Genomic DNA, 24,140 nt, shown 5'->3' with positions numbered 1-24,140 from the left:
CCGCATGCCAGACAAGATGACGCTCAAAGGCGATATTGTCAATGCTATATGTAGAATGGCAAGGTTGTAGGTTGAGCTGCTAGTCCTCCCCCATCATCTCTCGTCCGATCAGCCAGCGCCTGATCTCGCTGGTTCCGGCGCCGATCTCGTAAAGTTTGGCGTCGCGCAGCAGGCGGCCGGTGGGGAACTCGTTGACATAGCCGTTGCCGCCCAGCACCTGGATCGCGTCGAGCGCAAGCCGTGTGGCCCGCTCGGCGGCATAGAGGATGCAGCCGGCCGCGTCCTTGCGCGTCGTCTCGCCGCGGTCGCAGGCGCTGGCCACGGCATAGACATAGGCGCGGCAGGCATTCAGCGTCGTGTACATGTCGGCAAGCTTCCCCTGGACAAGCTGGAAGGAGCCGATCGGCTGGCCGAACTGCTTTCGTTCGCGCGCATAGGGCACTGCCGCGTCGAGACAGGCGGCCATGATGCCGAGCGGTCCGCCGGCGAGCACCACGCGCTCATAGTCGAGGCCGGACATCAGGATCTCGACGCCGCGCCCTTCCTCGCCGAGCACGTTGTCGAAGGGGACCTCGACATTGTCGAAGACGAGCTCGCCCGTGTTGGAGCCGCGCATGCCGAGCTTGTCGAGCTTCTGCGCGACGGAAAAGCCGGGCATGGCGCGCTCGACGATGAAGGCGGTGATGCCGCGGCTGCCGGCCTCGGGGTCGGTCTTGGCGTAGACGACGAGCGTGCCGGCGTCCGGGCCGTTGGTGATCCACATCTTCGAGCCGTTGAGGACGAAGCGGTCGTTCCGCTTCTCGGCCTTGAGCCGCATGGAGACGACGTCGGAGCCCGCGCCAGTCTCCGACATGGCCAGCGCGCCGACCGTCTCGCCGGCGCAGAGGGAGGGCAGGTATTTCTGCTTCTGCTCCGGCGTTCCCCAGCGGCGGATCTGGTTGACGCAGAGATTGGAATGGGCGCCATAGGAGAGGCCGACCGAGGCGGAAGCCCGCGAAATCTCCTCCATCGCCACCACATGGGCGAGATAGCCCATGCCGGAGCCGCCGAAATCCGGCTCGACGGTGATGCCGAGCAGGCCGAGCTCGCCGACTTCCTTCCAGAGTTGGGCGGGAAAGTCGTTGCTCCGGTCGATCTCGGTCGCAAGTGGCGCGATCCGATCGCGGGCGAAGCGGGCGACCATGTCGCGCAGGGCATCGATCTCCTCGCCGAGGCCGAAGCTCATCGTTTTCGTGTACATTCTTCCTCCACTTGGGCACGCGGTGGGGCCGGCAATGATTTGCCCGAAACTACCGCCCGCACCGGCGATAGGAAAGCTTAGGTTGGAGGCACCCGCGCCAAAGCCGGGCCGGGCATGGAACTTGTCCGCCCGTCGCACCATTTGAAATACGGGTCTCACCACAAGGGAGTGTTCCATGGCCACGCTGACCAGCGAAGGGGTGCGACGCATATTGGGCCCGGTGGACAACGCGCTGCTGGCGGAAATCGCTTCCGTCGGCGCGTCCGAGCGCGAGCTGGCGGAGGCTCATGCCTGGGTGATGAGCGACGAGGCGCTCGTGAACGATTTTCGGCCGATGCCCAAGGGCAAGGTGGCCGAGCTGGTGGACATCCTGCACCGGCGCTTCGGCCCGGGCGGCGAGGAGGAGCTCGGCTGAAGCCGCTCGGCTTCGGCAGCAAAGAAGAATTCCGGATTCGCAGAAGGAAGCAGGGACATGCCGCGCGCCAAGATCCGCCGCACCATGTACAATATCGCCGCCGACGATCTCGGCGCGGTGCGGGACTTCTACCGTAACCTCCTCCACATGGATGTCATCTATGAGAGCGACTGGTACATTGTGCTGGTGCCCAGCGAAGGTCCGCGCTTCGAGCTAGGCATTATCGCCCGCAACAGCGATGTGACTCCGCCCGTCGCGGCGCGGCCGGTAGGCGGCGGATACCTCACTTTCGTGGTCGAGGAGGTGCTGGTGGCCTTCGAGCAGGCCAAGGCCATGGGCGCGGAGATCCTGGAGCCTCCGACCGATCTCTTCTACGGTCAGCGCCGGCTGCTCCTGCGCGACCCGGCCGGCACGATCGTCGATATCTCCTCGCCGGTCCCCGGAACGGTGGTGGTGTAACGGCCGAGCGGGAGGAGTGCGTCCCACCAAGGACGGAGGAATAGGGTCCGTTCAGAACGAGCGCGCAGTTCCTGCGGACATCTTGGCTCTGCTGACTCCGTTGTGTCAGCAGAGGGCGCAGCCGCCGTGCCGTTCGGCTTGTCTCCCCTGGCCCGGTCCGGTTTTCTCGGCGAAGATTTGGGACGACGGCCAGGGTGGATCAGATGACTGGCTTGAGCGACAAGGTTGCGATTGTCACGGGTGCGGCGACGGGGATCGGTGAGAGCATTGCCCGCCGGCTGTTCGCCGATGGCGCGAGGCTGGTCCTGGTGGGCCATGGCGGGCGACCGCTTCAGGACCTGGCAAGAGAGCTCGATCCGGGCGGCGACAGGGCCCTCACGGTCGTCGGGGACGTCCGCGATCCCGAATGCATGAGGAAGGCCGCGGCACTGGCCGAGGAGGCTTTCGGCGGGCTGCACATCGCCGTCAACAATGCCGGAACGCCGGGGCCGGGCGGCACCCTCATCGAAGATCTGTCGCTCGAGGACTGGGAGACCGTGATCGGAACGAATCTGACCGGCATGTTCCTGAGCCTCAAGGCCGAGCTGCCGCTCATTGCCAGGAGCGGGGGCGGCGCGGTGCTAAACCTTTCCTCTGCCAACGGCATTGTCGGCGTGGCGGGGCTCGCCGCCTACACGGCGACCAAGCACGGCGTGATCGGGCTGACGCGGAGCGCCGCGCTCGAATATGCCGACAGGAATGTGCGCGTGAACTGCATCGGCCCCGGCTATGTGGCGACGCCCCGCATGAGCGAGATGCCGGCCGAAGCGCTGGAAGCGCTCGGCAGCCAGCATCCGCTGGGACGCCTGGCCACGCGGGAGGAAGTCGCCGAATTCGCCGCCTTCCTGGTCTCGGACCGCGCTTCGTTCTGCACCGGCGGTTTCTATCCCGTGGACGGCGGGTATACAGCACAGTAGCGTGCGCCCGGCAAAGGCCTTCAGGTCGGTGCTATGTCGCGCGCCCCTCTGGCCTGCCGGCCATCTCCCCCACCTGGGGGGAGATCGGCCGTCGCCATCGGTTTCGCCAATTGCCAGCGTCTCAAAGAAGGTGCCGCAGCAAGCCGCCGGGTCATCCGCCCGTGCCCGGCAGATTCTTTTCGATCCCCTGCCTGAGCATACGGATGCGCTCCACATAAAGCTGATGCAGGCAGGCGGTATCGCCACCACAGGCGCCGCGGCGGCGCAGAAACGCCTCCGCCTCGTCGTGGCGCGCGCCGCTTGCGCCGATGAGCATCGGCAGCTTGCTGTAGGTGAACCACAGCGCCCCCATCTCGCTGTCGAGCGCAGAGAGGTCGGGGTTACTGCAGATTGCGATTTCGTCGGGCTCCGTGGCTTTGGAGCAATCGAAGCTGGCGGCCTGCGCTGCCGTCGGAACCAGCGCGGCGGCGGTCAACACCACCGCGGCCGGAGAGGGGATGAGGATGCGGATCATTGCACGGCTCTCCTCAATTTGAGCGAGAGGAGATCGTGCCTGCGGGACTGAAAGGAAGAATGAATAGGTTGCGCTCAATTTGATGCGACGCAGGTCAGCCTCAGGATTGCCGCAGCGCCGCCTCCAGCGCGGGGCGGAGTTCGGCTTCGAAGATGGCGATCTCCGGCTCCGGCCCGACGCTGACGCGGATACAGCGATCGAGGACCGGCGCCATCGGCTTGCGCACGAAGACGTCGCGCTCGGTGAGCGCTTGCAGGACTTTCAGGGCGAAGGCGCCGTCGCCGCCGCAATCCATGGTGACGAAATTGGTGGCCGACGGGAGCGGCGTCAGGCCATGTGCCTCGGCGATGCCGATGATGCGTCTCCGGCAGGCCTCGACGGCCTCTACCACCCCACGAAGATGCGCCCGGTCGGCAAGGGCTGCAAGGCCCGCAGCTTGGGCCATCCGCGTGACGCCGAAATGGTTGCGCACCTTGTCGAAGGCGCGGATCGTCTCTTCCTCGCCGACGGCGTAGCCGCAGCGCATGCCGGCCAGGCCATAGGCCTTGGAGAAGGTGCGCATGCGCAGGACGTTCGGCCGCGAGAGATCGAGCGGCGGCAGCGCCGAGGCGGGCGCGGTCTCGCAATAGGCCTCGTCGAGGATCAGAAGCGTAGTCTCGGGAAGCGCTTCCATGAAGCGCTGGACCTCGCCCGCCTGCCACCACGTGCCCATCGGATTGTCGGGATTGGAGAGATAGACGATCCGGGCATTTTCCCGTCTTGCGGCTTCCAGAAGGCCATCCAGGTTTTCCCGGTCGTTCTCATAGGGAACGGTTACGAGGCGGCCGCCGAATCCCGCCACATGGTAGTTGAAGGTGGGATAGGCACCGAGCGATGTGACGATCGGCGCGCCCGGCTCGCAATATTGCCGCACGACCAGGCCGAGAAGCCCGTCGATGCCCTCGCCGACAGTGATGTTCCCGGCTTTTATTCCATGGTGGGCGGCGAGCGCCTGCTTCAGTTCGTGGTTTTCCGGATCGCAGTATTTCCACATCTCCGGCGCGGCCGCCCGCATTGCCTCGACCACCTGCGGGGAAGGGCCGAAACCGTTCTCGTTCGCGCCGAGACGCGCCCGGAAGGGGCGGCCGCGGGCGCGCTCCTGGGCTTCCGGGCCGACAAAAGGCACGGTCGCGGGCAGCGTCTGGACAAGGGGGGTGAGGGCAGGGCGTTCGCTCATGGATCCTAATCCCGAATTCGGCTGACCGGCAGGTTCGACGCCCATGCGGTCAGCCCATGAGAATTGGCCGCACCAGGTGCAGATGCTCGACCACAAAGTCAAAGAAGGCGCAAATCCTCGGGTTGCGGCGCAGGTCCGGATGCGTCAGCAGATACCATCCGCGGTCGAGCTCCGCCACAGGCGGCAGCACCTGGACGAGATCGTCATGCATATCGGCGATGGTCGTGGGCAGGGGCGCGATGCCCACGCCCGATTTCACCGCCATCAGCACCCCGAGCACGCTGTTGTTGGTCGCGGCCACCCTGGCGCCGGGAGCCACCGCCGAAAGCCATTTTGCCGCCCGGTGATTTGCCAGCATCCCGTCAAAGCCGATGATGGCGTGGTCCGCCAGGTCTTCCACGCGCCAGGGGCGGCCGTGGTGCTGGACGTAGCTCTTGCTGCCATAGACGGCCCATATGGAATCGCCGATCTTGCGTCCGACCAGGCTTTCGTCTTCCGGCTCGCCGGACCGCAGGGCGATATCCGCCTCGCCCCTGGAAAGATCGAGATAGCGGTCGCTCATGACGAACTCGACGCGCAGTGCCGGGTAGCGCTCCTGGAACAGGGCGAGGAGCGGCGAACCGGTGATGCGTGAGACAAGCGGCTCGGGGCATGTGAGCTTTATGACGCCGGTGAGCTCCCGGCTGTAGGACTGGATCTGCCGCTCGAGCGCGATGATCGACGCCTCGACATTTTCCACGGCCGGCAGCATGGATTTGCCGAATTCGGTGAGCTGATATCCGGAAGGGTGCCGCTTCACCAGGGCATGGCCGACGCGCCGTTCCAGCTCCGCGATCCGTCTGTGGACGGTGGACTGGTTGACGCCAAGAAATCTGGCAGCCGACAGCGTGCTGCCATGACGGGCGACGGCCAGGAGATAACGCAGGTCATTCCAGTCGAACATCGCCTGTTATGCATCCTTGCGCGGGCGCTCGGCAACCTTGCTGCTGCCGCGGGACCCCGGGCGGGTTTACCGTCCGGTGGTTCAAAAACGGAGGCAGCAATGCACAAGACGATGGAAGCGGCCCAGGCGATCGCCGGGCTTCAGGTGGGCACCACGACGTCGGCCAGGGAAACCGGCGCGGCAAAACTGACGGCCTTGCACCGCGAGATCGTGGAGGCGATGCCGACAGACCCGCGCCAGGAAATCCGCGTGCTCTTCGCCAGGCTGGATCCGGGAGACCGCACGCCCCGCCACTCGCACCGTTTCCCGGTAACGGTCTATATCCTCACCGGCACCTTCACCCTGCAGCTTGACGGACGGGAGCCGGTGAGCGTCCGCGCGGGGGAGGTGTTCGTGGAGCCTTCGCAGGTGAAGATGACGGGGAGAAATCTCGACCCGGAGAACCCCGCCACCATGGTGCTGTTCTATGTCAGCACGCCCGACACGCCGTTCGCCGATTCGGCCGACTGACTGAGCGCTGAGCAGCCCGGAGCGAGGCCGGGCTAGCTTGTCATCTGCCTCAAGGGGATGACGTCGCCGCCCTTGCCCGTCAGCCTGTGGATGATGTCGAGGGCGTCGTTGCGGGTGAAGGGCTTGTTGACCATCGGCGCCTGGCGGAACGCTTCCGGCAGGCCTTCCCGCTCGTAACCGGTGAGGAAGGCGAAGGGCACGCCGCGGCGGGTGAGCTCCGATGCAAGCTCGTCGACGCGCCGGCCGTTGAGATTGGCGTCGAGAAGCGCTGCGTCGAACTCGCCTTTGCCGATGAGTTCCCTCGCTCTTTCCGTGGTCGCCGCCGGACCGACGACGATGCAGCCGGCATCCGCGAGGATATTGGCGATTTCCATCGCGATGAGGGATTCGTCTTCTATGACGAGGATGCGCTTGCCCTGAATGTCGAAATCGACCCCCGGCTCGTCGGCATGGGGGGACGTGGTCGCCTGGATGCGCCCGAAGGAATTGTCCCGGCTGTGCGCCTGATCCGATATGGGCAGCATGATTTCGCAGCTGAGGCCGTCGGCCTGGTACTGGACGGAAACCTCGCCGCCATGGGCAGCCAGGCTCTTTTCGATGAGCGTGGTGCCGAAGCCGCGCCGGGTGGGCACTTCCACCGCCGGCCCGCCGCTCTCCTGCCAGTTTAGGATGAGGCTGCTGCCCGATCCGGTTCTGACCGTCCAGGTGACCGCCAGCCGGCCGCCGGGCACGGAAAGCGAGCCGTATTTGCGCGCATTGGTGCCGAGCTCATGCAGCACCAGCGCAAGGTGCAGGGCCGGCTGCGGCTCGAGGGTGAGCGCGGGGCCGGAAAAGGTGATCCTCTTGTCCTCCTCCCCGTTCAGCATCAGCTGCTCCTTGACGAGAAGCAGGATCTCGGCGCCCTGCCAGGAATTGCGCGTGAGCAGGTCGTGGGTATGGGCCAAGGCCTGGATCCGGCCGCTGAAGCTCGCGGCGAATTCCTCGGGGCTGCGCGACAGGCGCACCGTCTGGTTGGCGATGGACTGGACGGTGGCCAGCGTGTTCTTGACGCGGTGGTTGAGCTCGCTGATGAGCAGCCGCTGCAGCTTCTCCGCCCGCTTGCGGTCGGTGACGTCGCGCGCCACTTTCGAAGCGCCGATGACGCGCCCGTTCCGGTCGTGCACGGGGGAGACCGTGAGCGAGATGTCGAGCCTGCGCCCGTCCTTGGTCACGCGCTCGGTCTCGAAATGCTCGATCCGCTCGCCGCGCTGCAGCCGCGAGAGGATCTCTTTCTCCTGCCCGTGCAGCTCCGGCGGGATGATCGTGGTGATTGGCCGGCCGACGATCTCCTCCGCCGAATAGCCGAAGATGCGCTCCGCTCCGGCGTTCCAGGAGCGGATCACGCCTTCGAGCGTCTTGCTGACGATGGCGTCGTTGGAGGAGGCGATGATCGCCGCAAGATGCCCTGCCTCGAGCTCGCTCCTGTGCCGCTCGGTCACATCCACGAGGATGTTGGCCACGCCGCTGATGCGGCCCTCGGCATCGAAAAGCGGAGTGGGGTGCGGCATGTAGCGGATGCGGGTGCCGTTGGGGCGTTCGGCGACGAGCTCTATCCCCTTCAGGGCGCGCCCTTCGCGCAGCGCCATCGCCACCGGCGAGTCCTCCGGCGCCACCGGTTCTCCCTCGAGCGTGTAGAGCCGGTGCATGATCGACCACCTGTCGACGCCGATGCGCGGCTCGCGCCCGGCTATCGCCGCGGCAGCCTGGTTGTAGAAGGTGATCACCCCGTCGGCATCGGTGGTGTAGACCGCGACCGGAAGCCCTTCGATGAGATTTTGGAAGCGGCGCTCGCTCTCGCGCATGCGGTCCGCTCCCAGGACGATGTCGGTGACGTCCTGGGTGAAGCAGCGGGTGCTTTGGAAGGCGCCGTCAAGGAAACGGCCGCTGGAGGTGATCAGCACATGCTTGATGGAGCCGTCCTTGGCGACAAGCCGGGCGGGATAGCGGTCGAGCGTCTGTCCGTCCGACAGGCGCGCCAGGATATCGTCAATGGCACGCTTGTCGGCATGGAAGTCGGTGATGCGCCGGCCGACATATTCGGACCGGTCATAGCCCAGAAGCTCGAGCTCGGCCTTGTTGGCGCGCAGGATCGTGCCGTCGCCGGCGACCACATGCAGGCCAATGGCGGCGTTCTCGAAGAAGTCGTCGAGCTCGTCCCTGCTTTTCCGCAGCTCCTCATGCGCCCGCACGATCTCGGAAACGTCCTGGAAGCAATTCACGGCCCCCACGAAGCGGCCGTCCTCGTCGAAGAGCGGGTCTATATTGACCAGGACGTGGACGCGGCTGCCGTCCGGCCGCTCCACTACGACCCGCAGGTCCCGCGCCGGGACGTGATCGCGCAGCACGTCGACCATGGGCGTCCTGTCGTGAGGGAGGGGCGTGCCGTCGGGCAGGAAGAGCTTGTGCGAGCCGCAAAAGCGCTCGTCCGTCTCACCGATCCTCGGCGTCCGGCCCCACAGCTCGGCGGCGCGGCGGTTGAACTGCGTGATCGTGCCGTCGGCGGCGCAGCAATAGACGCCGACCGGCAGCGCTTCCAGCAATGCTCCTGACCCGAGGGTTCTTTGCAGCGCTTTGACCTCAGGCCCGGGTTGGTTCTTGTTCATTAAGCCCGCCTCGGGTGAACTTCCTGAAACTCCGCTGTCTAGCACTAGTTCCTGGGGAGGTAAAATTTCTCGGGGCAATGCCGGTCCTTTTCGCGAAGGCCGGCGATTCGATCCGCGGCAGCGCAGCGCTGCAAGGTGCCACGCCGGCACCGGTCCCGGCTTTCCCCGCGGCAGCGGCGAGCCGCCTTGCAATCGAGGGGGGTTGCGGCTATGTGCGGAGCGACCGGAGAGGTGGCCGAGTGGTCGAAGGCGCTCCCCTGCTAAGGGAGTAGGCCCCAAAAGGGCCTCGTGGGTTCGAATCCCATCCTCTCCGCCATCTCCCGCCGATTGCAACCACTGCCCTTGAGTACGCCTGCCGAGTTGGCTACACCTTGGCCATGATGTTCATGTGCACATTCTTCCCTCTGGTCTGAACGGCTGAAAGTCGTGCCGGCGCCTTGCGCCGATCAGATCAAGACGCCCTCGCCGACGCGAGGGCCATGGAGAATGTATATGCCCAAAAATGAGCACACCGGCTTGACCGCGCGTCAGGTCCAGGACTTCGTCGAGGACGGCTTCGTCAAAGTCGAAAACGCCTTCAGCTCCGAGCTTGCAAAGCAATGCAGGGACGAGCTCTGGCGGGATATCGGTCTTTCGCCGGACGAGCCGCAAAGCTGGACTCGTCCAGTCATCCGTGTCGGATCCAAGTCTTCGGCTCCGTTCATAGAGGCTGCCAACACTCCAACCCTGCAAAAGGCCTACGACCGGCTCGCCGGCGAGGGGCGCTGGCTCACACCCCAAGGCCTTGGAACCTTCCCGATCCGTTTTCCCTCACCGGAAGCGCCGGGGGATGACGGATGGCATGTGGATATGAGCTTCGGCGATTCCCCCGATTTCATGGAGTGGCGGGTGAATGTGAAGAGCAGCGGGCGGGCACTGCTGATGCTCTTCCTCTTCTCGGATGTCGGCCCGGACGACGCGCCTACCAGAATCCGCAAAGGATCGCATCGCACCATCGCGCGGGAACTGCTGCCCTATGGGGACGCTGGCGCGACGCTGCGGCAGCTCTCGGCGGAGGGATACGCATCGACGGAGAATTGCGAAGTCGAGCTCGCGACAGGCTCTGCCGGCACCGTCTATCTGTGCCACCCATTCCTCGTTCATGCCGCACAGCCCCACCGGGGAAAGCGGCCGCGTTTCATGGCGCAGCCGCCGCTTTTGCCGAAGGATGAGTTTGATCCTGCGTTGCCGCCGTCGCCGGTTCAGGCCGCCATCCGGCGGGCATGCGGGTTGGCGCTGTAGCCGAAGGATCCGGGGCCGTCCGCCGGTCCCCGGCTTCCGGGTCGCCATGCATTTGCCTCCTCGGGGCCCGATTCGCCCTGCCACTGCCATGGATCGTGGCGCAAACCGCCTCTTCGAGCGGGATGCCGAAGGTCAATCCGCGTATCGTGCTTAACGAAGTGGAAAAACCGGTGCTTCAAACGTGGCTTTTGTGCAACAGGCTCCGTGCATAGCGCTGGATTACCCCGCTTCCCGTAGCAATGACAGTTGAACCCCGCCGCGCCATGGGTAATGTCGGCTGCGGAGAAGGAGCGCCGGGGGCGCAACTTTTCAAACCTTGGGGATGGGGCAGGGAACGCTGTCCTTCAGCAAAAGATACCCAGACCCTTTCTTTAGAACTTTGACTGGAGGTCAGAAATGAACATCAAGAGCCTTCTTATCGGCTCCGCGGCTGTCACGGCAGCCGTATCGGGCGCCCAGGCGGCTGATGCCATCGTCGTTCCGGAGCCGGAGCCGATGGAATATGTGCGCGTCTGCGACGTTTACGGCGCAGGCTTCTTCTACATTCCGGGGACCGAGACCTGCCTGAAGATCGGCGGCTATGTCCGTTACCAGATGGGCTATTCCGACGGCGATTTCGTCGAGCAGGAAGGCTGGGACAAGTATGCCCGCGCGACCGTCACCCTCGACGCCCGTTCGGAGACGGAACTCGGCACCCTGGGCGGCTTTATCGAGCTGCGCTTCCAGTCCGAGGCCACTCCCGGATCTCCGTTGGAAATCGACGGGATCAATGAGGGTGGTGCTCTCTCCTACAACCTCACCTCTGCCACGTCCCGCGTTCAGCAGGCGATCATCTCGCTGGGCGGCCTCTCCATGGGCGTGGCCGATACGCTGTATGACGCCGGCCTCTCCGCTGAGTTCGACGTTGGCGGCGGTGACCGCGCGCACTTCATCCGCTACACCTTCGACGCTGCCAACGGCTTTCAGGCCACGGTCGCCCTCGAAGAGGTGGACGACGCCTATGACTGGACGCCGAATGTGGTCGGCAAGGTCGGCTTCACCCAGGGTTGGGGCGGCCTGAATGTGTGGGGCGCCTACGACGCCACGGCGGAAGAGTTCGCCGCCAAGGCCATCGCAAGGGTGAACCTCACGGACGCTCTCTGGCTCGAAGGTATCGCCACCTACGAAAGCGGCATCAATTTCTACTCGGTCGATGTGTTCGATGCGACGGGTGGAGACATTGCCGGATTTCCGTTCCGGGCCGGCGCCGAGTGGTCTGCTGGCGGCTTGATCGGCTACCAGTTCAACCCGCGCTTCAAGGCGTCGATCGGCGCTCAGTACCTGAGCGGCGTTGGTCACGAACTGGGCGAAGCCTTCTCGGTTGACGGTATCGACGCGATCCGCGCCGGTGCGACCATCGACTACGCGATCGTCGAGAACTTCAACGCCAAGCTGGCCATCAACTACACGACCTTCGACGGCACCTTCCTGACCTCGGGCGGTGTTGTGGAGGATCCGGAGCAGTGGCACGGCTTCCTGCGCCTTCAGCGCGACTTCTAATCTCGGTTAGAAGACAAGCTTGATGAGACCCGGCGGGCTTGCCCGCCGGGTTTTCTTTTGTGAGAGCGGGGCGAGACTTTTCTCGTGACGGGGATGAGCGACCCGGCGGCGGCGGCGCCCCTTCACGCCCCTTTTGGCCTCCGGTAGTTGGCGTGGGCGGCCTGGCCTCAGCCATGACTCCGGGCCTTCGTCGCTGAAGCCAATCGTTGGCAATTTCGTCCGCTTTGACGGTCGGTGCTCACCCGCACAGGGGGGATCAGGTATGGATCGACCCACACTCCGCCTCCCCGGGTATGCTTGGCGCCGGCATCTCTCCCCGATCGAAGAGCAGAGCTGTCGCATATGCGTTTCCCCCACTCCGTCCCGCTTTCGCGGGACACCTCTCCCCCACTTTGTGGGGTAGAGGAAGGGTGCCGAGCCTTGCGGCCGGCGTTTCCTCTCCTCGTCGAGCCGGGGAGAGGTGGTCGGCGAAGCCGATCGGAGTGGAGGTCGAACCCCATACGCGATTGCCTTGGATCGAAGGGGGAGAGGAAGCGGTCTACTCCAAGGTTTGGCGCCCTTTCCTCTACCTGCGAGTGGGGGAGAGCTAGCGAGGCGAAGCCAAGACGAGCTGGGGCAAAGGTCAGTCGGCATTGTCCTGCCACAAGGGGCGGTCGCGCGGCTCGCCGGCGACGGCACTTTTTCTCAGGCCGGAGCCCCCCCTACCCGCGCCCGTTCACGAGGTCATCGGCGATTTCGAAGCGGCCGGTCAGCCGCATCTTGTAGACTTGGTAGTTTTCCAGCACGCGCTGGACGTAGTTGCGCGTCTCGGTGAAGGGGATGCGCTCGATCCAGTCCACCACCTCCTCGATCGGCTTGCCGCGCGGGTCGCCATAGCGCTCCATCCAAGTCTTGGCGCGACCCGGCCCGGCATTGTAGCCGATGAAGGTCAGGATGTAAGAGCCGTCGAAGCGGCCGAGCTGGTCGCTGAGATAGGCAGCGCCGAGCGTGGCATTGTAGCTGGCATCTGAGGTGAGCCGCGCCGCCGAATAGGGCAGGCCACTTTTCTGGGCCATCATCTTGGCTGTGGCGGGCATGAGCTGCAGCAGGCCGCGTGCGCCGACACCCGAGACGGCCTCCTTGTTGAACTCGCTCTCCTGGCGCGCGATGGCATAGGCGAGCGCCTTGCCGGCGCCGGAGATCGACGCCTTTTCCGGAATCGCTCCGACCGGGTGGGCGAGGGCGCCGATCTCGAGCCCGCGCGAGGCGGCGATCTTTCCGACGCGCAGCGCCAGGGTGTGGTCGCCCCGCTTCTCGGCCATCACAGTGAGGAGGGTGAGCTCCCCTTCGCTCTCAAGCTCTCCTGCCAGATCGCGATAGAGCATGTCCGCATACCGCTCATAGCCGGCCTGCTCCAGCCTCCTGATCGCCCGTACCGCCTCGCGCCCGAAAAAATTCCTGCGGTCGAGGGCAGTCGGCTCAGGCGCGCCGGCATCGATGCTGGTGCGCCCCAGCCGCGCAGCCGCGAGCTGGCCGTAAAAGGCGGTGCCGTGGACGGCCGCCCGCTCGTAAAACGGTGTGGCCTCGCCCGGACCGCCCGCTTCGGCGGCGCGACCGAGCCAGTAATAGCCGCGCGCTTTGGAGATCGGCCCGTCGGCGATGGCCGGGATGCGCGCGAAATGAAGGGCTGCCTTGTCGGGGTCGTTCAGATAGCGGAGTGCGTACCAGCCTGCATGGAACTCTGCATCGGCGCGGCTGGCGGCGCTCCCGCCCACATGGTCGGAAGCGATTCGGTAGGCGGTCTTCGCGTCCTCAAGGTCGAGAAGCTCGCGCGACAGCGCGCGCCGCTCGAACCACCATTCGTCCGGATCAATCAGGGCCGAGGCGTGGCGCGGCGCGAACAGCATGGCCTTGGCGGCCTCGTGATACTTGCCCGCGCGCCGCAGATAACGTGCCTTGGCGAAATAATAGCCGGCCGAGCGCTGCGCGATCGGAACCGCATCGAGGAGCTTGCCAGCGTCCGCGCTGCCGCGGATCACGGCGGCCCACGCCTTCAACAGCGCCTCCGCCCCGGCAAGAGGGGCGACCCGCTCGGCCGAACGCACCCGCTCCTCATAGAGCATCCGCTCCATGCGGTGGCGGTGATCGGATGGCGGGATCAGCTCGCCGAATTCCTTGAGCAGGGAGGCCTCGGTACCCGGCTCGAGCTTCTGCTCACGCCAGAGCGGCGCGAGAACGGCGCGGGCAGCATCCTCGTCGCCGAGGGCCGCATGCGCGCGGGCAAGCGCCAGCCTGCCCTGATAGGTCGTCGGCTCCGCCTTGGCGAAGGCGGCAACGACTTCCTCCGGCGCCGCCTTTTCGCGCGAGAGCGCGCGCTCGATATTGGCGCGCAGCCGGTCCTGCCCTGGCCAGGCGGACAGGGTTTCGGCAGCCGCCGCGACTTCTCCGCTCGAAACCCAGTCGCCCTGGGCGGCAATGGCCCATGTCAGCACGCGGTGGTCGAGAGATGCGGTATTCAGTTTGTCGCGCGCCTGCTTGGCGGCAGACGTATCGCCCCGCGACAGGGCCTCCAGACCGTCCTTCAGGACGGCAAGATCGCCTTTTGCCAGAAGGCCGGCTGAAAACGGGAAGGACGCGGCCATCGCCGCCCTGCTGAGGGGCGCGTAGGCCTGCGGCTCCGGCGAGGCGTTGTCGGATGGAACGTCGGTCGCGCTCGACTGGGCCGAGACGGCGAGCGTCAGTGCAAGCGCGGTGGCCGCGGCCTTCATCGGTCTCGTCAACACCCTTTCAATCTGCAATCCGCCCAACCCCTGTTTTACGATGCGCGGGTTAAGTTCTCGTTAACCAAGCTTAGCCCAGGGCCTATCTGGGGGCCAATCATCTTTTCCTTGCGTCTCCTTGCAGGCATTGCATGGCAATAGTAGGGCCGAATCAGCCTTGAAGCCTATGGTGCGGCCGTCCGCGATCGGCTAGAAGCGCGCGGATGGCCTGCACTTGCAAGTGCAGGCCTCAAGAGGAGATCGGAGATCAGCATGTTCAGGGGGTCCATCACAGCGCTCGTGACGCCGTTTCGTCAGGATGGAAGCCTGGATGAAAAAGCATTCAGCGCGCTGGTCGAATGGCAGATCGCCGAGGGCTCGAACGGTCTCGTGCCAGTGGGGACGACCGGCGAGTCGCCGACGCTTTCCCACGAGGAGCACCAGGAGGTGGTGCGGCTCTGCGTTGAGGCGGCGGCAAAGCGCGTTCCGGTGATCGCCGGCGCCGGCTCCAACTCGACGCGCGAGGCGATCGGCTTTGCCGAGCATGCGGAGAAGGTTGGGGCCGATGCGCTGCTGGTGGTCACGCCCTACTACAACAAGCCGAACCAGCGTGGGCTCTACGAGCATTTCGCGGCGATCGCGCGGTCGACCAGCCTGCCGATCCTGATCTACAACATCCCGCCGCGGTCGGTGATCGACATGCTGCCGGAGACGATGGGCCGGCTTGCCGCCGAATTCAGGAACATCGTGGGCGTGAAGGATGCCACGGCCAAGCTGGACAGGGTCTCGGAGCAGCGGGCCGCCTGCGGGGCCGACTTCATCCAGCTTTCCGGCGAGGATGCCACCGCGCTCGGCTTCAACGCCCATGGCGGGGTGGGCTGCATCTCCGTGACCGCCAATGTGGCGCCGCGGCTTTGCGCGGAATTCCAGGCTGCCTCGCTTTCCGGCGACCGGGCGCGCGCGCTGGAATTGCAGGACCGGCTGCTGCCGCTGCACAAGGCGCTGTTCATCGAGCCCAATCCGGCCGGCGCCAAATACGCCCTGTCGCGGCTCGGCCGGCTGGAGAATGTGCTGCGCTCGCCTCTGGTGACCGTGGAGCAATCGACCGCCGAACAGATCGACGCCGCCATGAAGCATGCCGGGCTCTTGAACTGACGCGCTTTCGCGCGCATTTCTCCCCGCATGGCCAAGGACAAGAACCCCAGTATCAAGACCGTCGCCGACAACCGCAAGGCGCGCTTCGCCTATGAGGTCCTCGATACGCTGGAAGCCGGCCTCGTGCTGACGGGCACGGAGGTGAAATCGCTGCGCGAGGGGCAGGCGAACATCCAGGAATCCTATGCCTCCGTGGAGGGCGGCGAGCTGTGGCTCATCAACTCCTATGTGCCGGAATATCTGCAGGGCAACCGCTTCAACCACGAGCCGCGCCGTCGCCGGAAACTCCTGGTCTCGAAGAAGGAGCTCGCCCGCCTTGCCCAGGGGGTGGACCGCGAGGGCATGACCATGGTGCCGCTGAAACTTTATTTCAACGAGCGCGGCATGGCCAAGCTCCAGCTGGCGCTCGCGCGCGGCAAGAAGCTGCACGACAAGCGGGAGACAGTGAAACAGCGTGACTGGGCGAGGGAGCAGGCGCGGCTGCTGAAGGATAGGGGGTAGCTAGGAGATAGGGCAGTAAGGGAGTAGGGGAGCGAGGATGGCCCACCCGCCCATTTGTTGGCGAATCGTCTGGGCAACCCGACAAAACCTCGAACTTGTTGCGCTACTCTCCTACTCCCCCCAGATATTCCCGTACCCTGCGAAACACGTCCACGAACATCTCTTCGGTCAGGACGCCGGTATTCGTGTTGTAGCGGGAGCAGTGATAGCTGGAGAAGACGCGCAAGGGCCCGGCCTCCCCCTCCGCTCCATGGATGAAGGGGATTGCGCGCAGCGGCAGGCCAAGAGAGCGGACGGTGGAATCGTGGGCGATCTTGCCGAGCGTCACGATCGCCTTGAGGTTGGGAAATCGCGCCACCGTCGGCACCAGGAAATGCTCGCGGCAAGTCCTGATCTCGGTCGTCTCGGGCTTGTTCTCGGGCGGCACGCAGCGCACGGCATTGGTGATCGCCGCATCCACCAGTTCCAGGCCGTCGTCCGGCCGTGCCTCGAAGCGGCCGCGGGCGAAGCCGAAGCGGATCAGCGTCTCGTAGAGGAGCGTGCCGGCATAGTCGCCGGTGAAGGGCCGCCCCGTCCGGTTGGCGCCCCGCAGCCCCGGCGCAAGGCCGACGATCAGCACGCGCGCCGCCGCTTCGCCGCCTGCCGGCAGGAAGGTGGGCACCGGCGCGTTGAACCAGTCCGGCTCGCGCATGCGCCAGCCGGCGATGAAGGCGTAGAGGCGGGGGCAGAGGGGGCAATCCCGAGGGGGCTCGGCGCCCCGGGCAAGGAGGCTCATTCGGTCTCGTTGGCCTCGGCGGCGACCGGCTCGGTCCGTCGCACCGGTCGTTCGCTGGGATCGCGTCCGATCTCGGCCTGCAGCGAGGCAAGGTCGATGAAGTGGTCGGCTTGGCGGCGCAGCTCGTCCGAGATCATCGGCGGCTGCGACTGGATCGTCGAAACGATACTCACCTTGCGGCCCTTGCGCTGCAGGGCTTCCACCAAGGTGCGGAAGTCGCCATCGCCGGAGAAGATCACATAGTGGTCGACGACGTCGACGAGCTCCAGCGCGTCGATGGCGAGTTCGATATCCATATTGCCCTTGATCTTACGGCGGCCGGTGGAGTCCGTGAACTCCTTGGCGGGCTTGGTGACCACCTTGTACCCGTTATAATCGAGCCAGTCGATCAGCGGGCGAATGGAAGAATATTCCTGGTCTTCGACGAGGGCGGTATAGTAATAGGCGCGCAGGAGATAGGCACGTTTGTTGAAACTGGCCAGAAGCTTCCTGTAATCGATGTCGAAGCCGAGGGATCGCGAGGTCGCATAAAGATTGGCGCCATCGATAAACATGGCGATCTTTTCGCGGGGATCAAACATGCTCAAACTATCCTTCGTGGCAATGCTGCCTTGGGCCGCTTAGCCGAGTTCAACGCGCGGCCGTTTAAACTGCTGACATAGTGCGGACTTGTTTTCGTGCCAATGCCGATTAAATTGAAAGAGGAAAAAAATCCGCAGCCGGCCCGGCGTGCCGCGCATTCTGTCATGCGCGCGCGTTGTGCTTGTGTTTCGGGCGCGGAAGGGATATCTACCCCGCAGTTTCCGGAAATTTTGTGAATGAAAGGGGCGGCACATGGCCCGCGTAACCGTTGAAGACTGCATCGACAAGGTCGAGAACCGCTTTGAGCTGGTGCTTCTGGCCAGCCATCGCGCGCGCCAGATCTCCCAAGGCGAGCAGATCACCATCGATCGCGACAACGACAAGAATCCCGTCGTGGCGCTGCGCGAGATCGCCGACGAGACGCTGTCGCCCGGCGACCTCAAGGAGGCGCTGATCCATTCCCTGCAGAAGCATGTGGAGGTGGACGAGCCCGAGGCGGATCTGCCGGCCATCGGCGGCCAGTCCGAGGATGCTCGCGAGACCGAGCTGGTCCAGGAAGAAGCGGTGGCCTTCGACCGCATGAGCGAGGAAGACCTGCTCGCCGGGATCGAGGGGCTGGTTCCGCCGGAGAAGAACGACGACTTTTGACCGCCTCCGCCCCTTGCCGTCGTTTCGCGGCGCTAAGCAGGGGCTAATCCTTTTCAGGCAGAATTTGCATGCGCCGCATGACCGATGCGGCGCATGTTTTGCGTTGAGGCGCTGAGGAGAAGCCGTCCATGATGCGTCAGTACGAGCTTGTCGAGCGTGTGCAGCGCTACAAGCCTGACGTCAACGAGGGGCTCCTGAACAAGGCCTATGTCTATGCGATGCAGAAGCATGGGCACCAGAAGCGCGCCTCGGGCGACCCTTATTTCTCCCATCCGCTGGAAGTGGCGGCCATCCTCACCGACATGCATCTCGACGAAGCGACGATCACGGTGGCGCTTTTGCACGACACGATCGAGGACACGACGGCCACCCGCGACGAGATCGACGAACTGTTCGGGCCGGAGATCGGCAGTCTCGTCGAGGGGCTGACCAAGCTGAAAAAGCTCGACCTCGTCTCCTCCAAGGCCGAGCAGGCCGAAAATCTGCGCAAGCTCCTGCTGGCCATTTCCGAGGACGTGCGCGTTCTCCTCGTCAAGCTGGCCGACCGACTGCACAATATGCGCACGCTCGACCACGTGCCCGTGGCCAAGCGCCTGCGCATCGCCGAGGAGACGATGGAGATCTATGCGCCGCTTGCCGGGCGCATGGGCATGCAGGACATGCGCGAGGAGCTCGAGGAGCTCGCATTCCGCTATACCAATCCCGAGGCCTACCACGCCGTGACGGAGCGGCTGGCGGATCTTCTGGAGCGCAACCGGGGCGTGATCGGCGAGATCGAGCAGGCGCTGGCGCGTCTGTTCGACAAATACGCGATCAAGGCGACGGTGAAGAGCCGCCAGAAGAAGCCGTGGTCCGTGTTCCGCAAGATGGAGGCCAAGGCGCTGTCCTTCGAGCAGCTTTCCGACATTTTCGGCTTCCGCGTGATCGTCGACACGGTCGAGGACTGCTACCGGGCATTGGGCGCGATCCATACCGCCTGGTCCATGGTGCCCGGCCGCTTCAAGGACTACATCTCGACGCCCAAGCAGAACGATTACCGCTCGATCCACACCACCATCGTCGGCCCTTCGCGCCAGCGGGTGGAGCTGCAGATCCGAACGCGGGAAATGGACACGATCGCCGAGTACGGCGTAGCCGCCCATTCGCTCTACAAGGATTTCGGCTCCAAGCCGAACGGAGCCGGGCACCAGATCTCCAAGGACACCAATGCCTATGCCTGGCTGAGGCACACGATCGAGCAGCTATCGGAGGGTGATAACCCGGAAGAGTTTCTGGAGAACACCAAGCTTGAGCTGTTCCAGGACCAGGTGTTCTGCTTCACCCCCAAGGGCAGGCTGATCGCGCTGCCGCGCGGCGCCACGCCCATCGATTTCGCCTATGCCGTCCACACCGATATCGGCGACACCTGCGTCGGAGCCAAGGTCAACGGCCGCATCATGCCGCTGATGACGGAACTGAAGAACGGCGATGAGGTGGAGATCATCCGCTCCAAGGCGCAGGTGCCGCCGGCGGCCTGGGAATCGGTCGTGGTCACCGGCAAGGCGCGTTCGGCCATTCGTCGCGCCACGAAGAACGCCATCCGCAAGCAATATTCGGGCCTCGGCACGCGCATCCTGGAGCGCGCCTTCGAGCGCGCCGGCAAGGCCTTCAGCAAGGACGCCCTGAAGCCCGTCCTGCACCGGCTGGCGCGCAAGGATGTGGAGGATGTGCTGGCGGCGGTCGGCCGCGGCGAGCTCACCTCGCAGGACGTCGTGCGCGCCGTGTTCCCCGACCACAAGGACGAGCGTGTGACGCAGCATCAGGCCAAGAACCGGGAGGAGGGCTGGTTCAACCTGCGCAACGCGGCCGGCATGCTGTTCCAGATACCAGGCCGCCGCGGCCGCAAGGAAAAGGGCAAGGAAGCCGCCGCCGAGCAGAACGGGGCGCTGCCTATCCGCGGCGTTTCAGGCGACCTGCCCGTGCGCTTCGCGCCGGAAGGCGCGGTGCCTGGCGACCGCATCGTCGGCATCCTCACCCCCGGCTCGGGCATCACCATCTATCCCATCCAGTCGCCGTCGCTGACCGCCTTCGACGACCAGCCGGAGCGCTGGATCGACGTGCGCTGGGACATCGACGAGAACATGAAGGAGCGGTTTCCCGCACGCATTTCGGTGACCGCCATCAACGAGCCGGGCTCGCTCGCCACCATCGCGCAGGTCATCGCCGCGAATGACGCGAACATCCACACGCTGTCCATGAGCCATACCGCACCGGATTTCACGCAGATGACCTTCGATCTCCAGGTATGGGATCTGAAGCACCTGAACCGGCTGGTCTCCAAGCTCAAGGAGACGAGTTGCGTGAGCGATGCGCAGCGTGTCAATGGCTAGCCGGATGCGCCTCACTTCCGCCTCTGCGAGGGCTTATCGCCACATCCTTTCCGCTGCGGGACTCCGGCGGGCGGATCACAATATCCATTCCGCCGGGCGCGTTTGCCAGGAAGGGCCGCCGAGGCGGCGGCGCGAGGTGCGATAGGACAGGATGCTTTTCAAGCGCCGGAAAAAGGAGCCTTTGCAGGAGCGGCTTAGGACGATGTTCTGGCCGCGCTCCTTGCGACGCTCCGTCCTTTACATCGTGAAGCGCGCCCTGCGACTGAGCGCAACGCCGCACGCCATCGCTGCGGGCATCGCGGCAGGCGTTTTCGCCTCCTTCACGCCGTTTGTCGGATTTCACTTCATCATCGCGGCGGCGTTGGCCTGGATTATCGGCGGGAATCTCGTCGCCTCTGCCATGGGCACCTTTGTCGGCAACCCGCTGACCTTCCCCTTCATCTGGGGCGCCACGCTCGAGATTGGCAAGTTCATCCTCCGTGGCGAGCATCCGAGCAGCATCGGCCCGAGGGACATCGGACACATGCTCTGGCATCTGGAGTTCGAAAAGCTGTGGCAGCCGCTACTGAAGCCCATGGCCGTGGGCTCCCTGCCGCTCGGCCTGGGCGCAGCGCTCATCTTCTACGCGGTGACGCGATGGGCCGTGGTCGTCTTCCACGAGCAGCGCCGCAAGCGCATTGCGGAGCGGGCGCGCCGGCAGGCGGCGGCGGAAAAACAGAACCGGGCAATTGCGGGTTGAGCATGATCATCGGCCTCGGCAGCGATCTCATCGACATCAGGCGCATCGAAGCAGTGCTGGACCGCCACGGCGAGCGCTTCACGAGGCGCGTCTTCACCGAGGTCGAGCGGGCCAAGTCCGACCGCCGCCGGCAGCGCGCGGCATCCTATGCCAAGCGCTTCGCGGCCAAGGAGGCCTGCTCCAAGGCGCTCGGCACGGGCCTTGCGCGCGGCGTCTTCTGGCGCGATATGGGGGTGGTGAACCTGCCGGGCGGCAAGCCAACCATGCATCTCACCGGAGGCGCGGCCGAACGGCTCGCATCCTTGACGCCGGCAGGCCACCGACCTGTCGTCCATCTCACGATCACCGACGACTATCCGCTGGCGCAGGCCTTCGTCGTCATCGAAGCCGTGCCTGGACCATAGCAAAGAAGCTGCGCATGCGCGCCGCGGGCGCATTGCCGAGGGCGGCTTGAGCCGATAAGACGAAACGCGAAAAGCGGTCGCGCTGCCAGGCGGCCGAACCGAGGGCGAAATGAGCGTGGTCGATAAATCTCAGAAGAAATCCGGCGGGCTGGGCGAGACCATCAGCGTCGTCGTGCAGGCGCTGCTTCTCGCGCTGGTGATCAGGACCTTCCTATTTCAGCCCTTCTCTATCCCGTCCGGCTCCATGCGCCCGACGCTGCTCGAAGGCGACTATCTCTTCGTCACCAAGTGGGCCTACGGCTATTCGCGCTATTCCTTTCCGTTCTCGCCGCCGCTCTTTTCCGGCCGCATCTGGGCGGCGCCTCCCGAGCGCGGCGATGTCGTCGTTTTCAAGTTCCCGCCCGACCCCTCGCTCGACTACATCAAGCGCGTGATCGGCCTGCCTGGCGACCGCGTGCAGATGCGTGACGGCCAGCTCTATCTCAACGGCCAGCCCGTTCCGCGCGAGAGGATCGGCCAGATCGACGATCCGGACATCACGGAGATGGCGCGGCCCGTGGACGTCTACCGCGAGACGCTGCCCAACGGCGTGTCCTATGAAACGCTCGACATCTCTTCAAATTCGATCGGCGACAACACGCGCGAGTTCGTGGTGCCCGAGGGCCATTATTTCATGATGGGTGACAACCGGGACAACTCCACGGACAGCCGGTTCTCGGTCGGCTATGTGCCGGACGACCACCTGGTCGGCCGCGCGAACATCATCTTCTTCTCCATAGCGGGCGGGGCGAGCCCTCTGGAAATCTGGAGATGGCCGGGCGAGATGCGCCCCTCGCGCATATTCAACTGGGTCGATTGACGGCGGGGGCGATGGCGCAGAAGCGCCCGAAAGGCGAGGAACTCGCCGCTGCCGTGAAGGAGCGCATCGGCGTCGCCTTCCGCGATGCCCACCTGCTCGACCGGGCGCTCACCCATTCGAGCGCGCGCAGCAGGTGGGGCGACTACCAGCGCCTCGAATTCCTGGGTGATCGGGTGCTCGGCCTGGTCGTGGCCGAGATGGTCTACCAGTCATTTCCCGATGCGCCTGAAGGGGAGCTTTCGCGGCGGCTCAACGCGCTCGTGAATGCAGAGACGCTCGCGCAGATCACCGAGGAACTCGGGCTCGACGTCTTCATCCGGACGGGCAGCGACCTTCGCGCGCTCGCTGCGCGCAAGCGGGTCAATATGCGCGCCGACGTGCTGGAGGCGCTAATCGCCGTCATCTATCTGCAGGACGGACTGGAGGGAGCGCGGCACTTCATCCGCAGCCACTGGGCCACGCGGTCGAATGCCGAGGGTGCTGCGCGGCCTGATCCGAAGACGGCCTTGCAGGAATGGGCGCATCAGGTTTCCGGCACCATGCCCGACTACATCATCGAGAGCCGCGAGGGGCCCGACCACGACCCGGTCTTTACGGTGGTGGTGCGCATTGCCGGCGTCAGGGAAGGGCGCGGCAGCGGCCGCTCCAAGCGCGAGGCGGAACAGGCCGCCGCGACGGAGGTTCTGCTGCGCGAGGCTGTATGGAAACCGCTGGAAACCCTGCCATGAGCGCGGCCGACGAGATCCCGCCGGAAACCCGCTCCGGTTTCGTCGCGCTGATCGGCGCGCCGAATGCCGGCAAGTCGACGCTGCTCAACCGGCTCGTCGGCGCCAAGGTCTCGATCGTCACGCACAAGGTGCAGACGACGCGGGCGCTGATCCGCGGCATCGCCACGCATGGCAGGTGTCAGATCGTGTTCGTCGATACGCCCGGCATCTTCAAGCCGCGCCGGCGGCTCGACCGCGCCATGGTGACCACCGCCTGGGGCGGGGCCAAGGACGCCGATATCGTGGCCCTTCTCATCGATGCGGAGCGGGGCATCAGGGGCGATGCCGAGGCGATCCTCGACAATCTCGGCGAGGTGCGGCAGCCAAAAATCATGATCCTCAACAAGGTCGACCGCATCAAGCGGGAAAACCTTCTCGTGCTGGCCGCCGAGGCTAACGAGCGCATAAGCTTCGAGCGGACCTTCATGATCTCCGCCCTGACAGGCGACGGCTGCGCGGACCTGCTCGACTATCTGGCCGAAGCGCTGCCGGAGGGCCCCTGGTTTTATCCCGAGGACCAGATCTCCGACCTACCCATGCGCCAACTCGCGGCGGAGGTCACGCGCGAGAAGATCTATCTGCGCCTGCACCAGGAGCTTCCTTATTCCGCCCATGTGGAGACGGAGAAATGGGAGGAGAAGAAGGACGGGTCGGTGCGCATCGAGCAGGTGATCTATGTCGAGCGCGAGAGCCAGAAGAAGATCGTGCTCGGGCACAAGGGCGCGACCATCCGCGACATCGGCAAGGCCGCGCGCGAGGAAGTGGCTCAGATACTGGAGCAGAAGGTGCATCTGTTCCTCTTCGTGAAGGTGCGCGAGAACTGGAGCGACGATCCCGAGCGCTACCGCGAAATGGGATTGGAGTTCCCCGGTTAGAGCTGTATATTTC

23 protein-coding genes and 1 tRNA gene are annotated in these 24,140 nt (G+C 65.1%); 16 read left to right on the top strand and 8 right to left on the bottom strand.

Features of this window, described 5'->3' with window-relative positions; translation table 11 throughout:
* Positions 1-79: 79 nt before the first annotated feature.
* Complete coding sequence (locus RIN79_RS07710) at positions 80-1,240, bottom strand: isovaleryl-CoA dehydrogenase (RefSeq protein ID WP_309084056.1); 1,161 nt, start codon at positions 1,238-1,240, stop codon at positions 80-82.
* A 175-nt stretch (positions 1,241-1,415) separates the two neighbouring features.
* Between RIN79_RS07710 and RIN79_RS07705 the strand changes: the two genes are divergently transcribed.
* The 3 genes from RIN79_RS07705 (at position 1,416) to RIN79_RS07695 (ending at position 3,070) form a co-directional block, all read left to right on the top strand.
* Positions 1,416-1,655 carry a hypothetical protein gene (locus RIN79_RS07705; protein ID WP_309084055.1) on the top strand — a complete coding sequence of 80 codons (240 nt, stop codon included), beginning with the start codon at positions 1,416-1,418 and terminating at the stop codon, positions 1,653-1,655.
* A gap of 57 nt (positions 1,656-1,712) precedes the next feature.
* Positions 1,713-2,114 carry a VOC family protein gene (locus RIN79_RS07700; protein WP_309084054.1) on the top strand — a complete coding sequence of 134 codons (402 nt, stop codon included), beginning with the start codon at positions 1,713-1,715 and terminating at the stop codon, positions 2,112-2,114.
* Between the two features lie 203 nt (positions 2,115-2,317).
* Positions 2,318-3,070: an SDR family NAD(P)-dependent oxidoreductase gene (locus RIN79_RS07695; protein ID WP_309084053.1), complete on the top strand. Its 753-nt coding sequence runs from the start codon at positions 2,318-2,320 to the stop codon at positions 3,068-3,070.
* A gap of 151 nt (positions 3,071-3,221) precedes the next feature.
* Here the strand turns inward: RIN79_RS07695 and RIN79_RS07690 are convergent, their stop codons facing one another.
* The 3 genes from RIN79_RS07690 to RIN79_RS07680 form a co-directional block, all read right to left on the bottom strand.
* Positions 3,222-3,584 (bottom strand): hypothetical protein, encoded by a 363-nt coding sequence (locus RIN79_RS07690; RefSeq protein WP_309084052.1) that lies wholly within the window; start codon positions 3,582-3,584, stop codon positions 3,222-3,224.
* Positions 3,585-3,684: 100 nt separating this feature from the next.
* Entirely contained in the window at positions 3,685-4,800 is a 1,116-nt protein-coding gene (locus RIN79_RS07685; protein WP_309084051.1) for a pyridoxal phosphate-dependent aminotransferase, read from the bottom strand.
* Positions 4,801-4,849: 49 nt separating this feature from the next.
* On the bottom strand, positions 4,850-5,743 hold the full coding sequence (locus RIN79_RS07680; protein WP_309084050.1) for a LysR family transcriptional regulator: 894 nt from the start codon (positions 5,741-5,743) through the stop codon (positions 4,850-4,852).
* A 99-nt stretch (positions 5,744-5,842) separates the two neighbouring features.
* Between RIN79_RS07680 and RIN79_RS07675 the strand changes: the two genes are divergently transcribed.
* Positions 5,843-6,253, top strand: coding sequence for a cupin domain-containing protein (locus tag RIN79_RS07675; protein WP_309084049.1), 411 nt, complete (start codon positions 5,843-5,845; stop codon positions 6,251-6,253).
* 32 nt (positions 6,254-6,285) lie between these two features.
* Here the strand turns inward: RIN79_RS07675 and RIN79_RS07670 are convergent, their stop codons facing one another.
* The gene (locus RIN79_RS07670; RefSeq protein ID WP_309084048.1) at positions 6,286-8,895 is read right to left on the bottom strand and encodes a PAS domain S-box protein; all 2,610 of its coding nucleotides are present in this window, start codon (positions 8,893-8,895) and stop codon (positions 6,286-6,288) included.
* Positions 8,896-9,120: 225 nt separating this feature from the next.
* Between RIN79_RS07670 and RIN79_RS07665 the strand changes: the two genes are divergently transcribed.
* The 3 genes from RIN79_RS07665 to RIN79_RS07655 all read left to right on the top strand — a co-directional run bounded on the left by RIN79_RS07665 (position 9,121) and on the right by RIN79_RS07655 (position 11,715).
* A tRNA-Ser gene (locus tag RIN79_RS07665) sits at positions 9,121-9,211 on the top strand.
* A 176-nt stretch (positions 9,212-9,387) separates the two neighbouring features.
* The gene (locus RIN79_RS07660) at positions 9,388-10,176 is read left to right on the top strand and encodes a phytanoyl-CoA dioxygenase family protein (protein ID WP_309084047.1); all 789 of its coding nucleotides are present in this window, start codon (positions 9,388-9,390) and stop codon (positions 10,174-10,176) included.
* A 396-nt stretch (positions 10,177-10,572) separates the two neighbouring features.
* Complete coding sequence (locus tag RIN79_RS07655) at positions 10,573-11,715, top strand: porin (protein ID WP_309084046.1); 1,143 nt, start codon at positions 10,573-10,575, stop codon at positions 11,713-11,715.
* A gap of 701 nt (positions 11,716-12,416) precedes the next feature.
* Here RIN79_RS07655 and RIN79_RS07650 read toward each other — a convergent pair.
* The gene (locus RIN79_RS07650; RefSeq protein WP_309084045.1) at positions 12,417-14,462 is read right to left on the bottom strand and encodes a lytic transglycosylase domain-containing protein; all 2,046 of its coding nucleotides are present in this window, start codon (positions 14,460-14,462) and stop codon (positions 12,417-12,419) included.
* A 264-nt stretch (positions 14,463-14,726) separates the two neighbouring features.
* Between RIN79_RS07650 and dapA the strand changes: the two genes are divergently transcribed.
* Both dapA and smpB read left to right on the top strand, forming a co-directional pair.
* Complete coding sequence (gene dapA / locus RIN79_RS07645; protein WP_309084044.1) at positions 14,727-15,608, top strand: 4-hydroxy-tetrahydrodipicolinate synthase; 882 nt, start codon at positions 14,727-14,729, stop codon at positions 15,606-15,608.
* A 27-nt stretch (positions 15,609-15,635) separates the two neighbouring features.
* Entirely contained in the window at positions 15,636-16,109 is a 474-nt protein-coding gene (gene smpB, locus RIN79_RS07640; protein WP_309084043.1) for an SsrA-binding protein SmpB, read from the top strand.
* Between the two features lie 103 nt (positions 16,110-16,212).
* Here the strand turns inward: smpB and RIN79_RS07635 are convergent, their stop codons facing one another.
* Positions 16,213-16,884, bottom strand: a complete 672-nt coding sequence (locus RIN79_RS07635) for a uracil-DNA glycosylase (RefSeq protein ID WP_309084042.1) — start codon at positions 16,882-16,884, stop codon at positions 16,213-16,215.
* The gene (locus tag RIN79_RS07630; RefSeq protein WP_309084041.1) at positions 16,881-17,465 is read right to left on the bottom strand and encodes an NYN domain-containing protein; all 585 of its coding nucleotides are present in this window, start codon (positions 17,463-17,465) and stop codon (positions 16,881-16,883) included. The genes RIN79_RS07635 and RIN79_RS07630 overlap by 4 nt, the downstream gene beginning before the upstream one ends.
* A 253-nt stretch (positions 17,466-17,718) precedes the next feature.
* On the opposite strand from RIN79_RS07630, the gene rpoZ reads away from it, so the two are divergent.
* From rpoZ to era, 7 genes are all read left to right on the top strand, one after another.
* On the top strand, positions 17,719-18,114 hold the full coding sequence (rpoZ, locus tag RIN79_RS07625) for a DNA-directed RNA polymerase subunit omega (protein ID WP_309084040.1): 396 nt from the start codon (positions 17,719-17,721) through the stop codon (positions 18,112-18,114).
* 128 nt (positions 18,115-18,242) lie between these two features.
* Positions 18,243-20,483: a bifunctional (p)ppGpp synthetase/guanosine-3',5'-bis(diphosphate) 3'-pyrophosphohydrolase gene (locus RIN79_RS07620; protein WP_309084039.1), complete on the top strand. Its 2,241-nt coding sequence runs from the start codon at positions 18,243-18,245 to the stop codon at positions 20,481-20,483.
* A 151-nt stretch (positions 20,484-20,634) separates the two neighbouring features.
* On the top strand, positions 20,635-21,222 hold the full coding sequence (locus tag RIN79_RS07615; protein ID WP_375165889.1) for a DUF2062 domain-containing protein: 588 nt from the start codon (positions 20,635-20,637) through the stop codon (positions 21,220-21,222).
* A gap of 2 nt (positions 21,223-21,224) precedes the next feature.
* A complete protein-coding gene (acpS, locus tag RIN79_RS07610; protein ID WP_309084150.1) occupies positions 21,225-21,626 on the top strand; it encodes a holo-ACP synthase in 402 nt (133 codons plus the stop codon).
* A gap of 109 nt (positions 21,627-21,735) precedes the next feature.
* Positions 21,736-22,485: a signal peptidase I gene (lepB, locus tag RIN79_RS07605; RefSeq protein WP_309084037.1), complete on the top strand. Its 750-nt coding sequence runs from the start codon at positions 21,736-21,738 to the stop codon at positions 22,483-22,485.
* A gap of 11 nt (positions 22,486-22,496) precedes the next feature.
* Positions 22,497-23,213, top strand: a complete 717-nt coding sequence (gene rnc / locus RIN79_RS07600; protein WP_309084036.1) for a ribonuclease III — start codon at positions 22,497-22,499, stop codon at positions 23,211-23,213.
* Entirely contained in the window at positions 23,210-24,127 is a 918-nt protein-coding gene (gene era / locus RIN79_RS07595) for a GTPase Era (protein WP_309084035.1), read from the top strand. The genes rnc and era overlap by 4 nt, the downstream gene beginning before the upstream one ends.
* Positions 24,128-24,140 lie beyond the last annotated feature (13 nt).

It is taken from the genome of Chelativorans sp. (assembly GCF_031180965.1).
In the GTDB taxonomy this organism is placed as follows: domain Bacteria; phylum Pseudomonadota; class Alphaproteobacteria; order Rhizobiales; family Rhizobiaceae; genus Chelativorans.
This window is presented reverse-complemented; position numbering and strand designations above follow the sequence as displayed.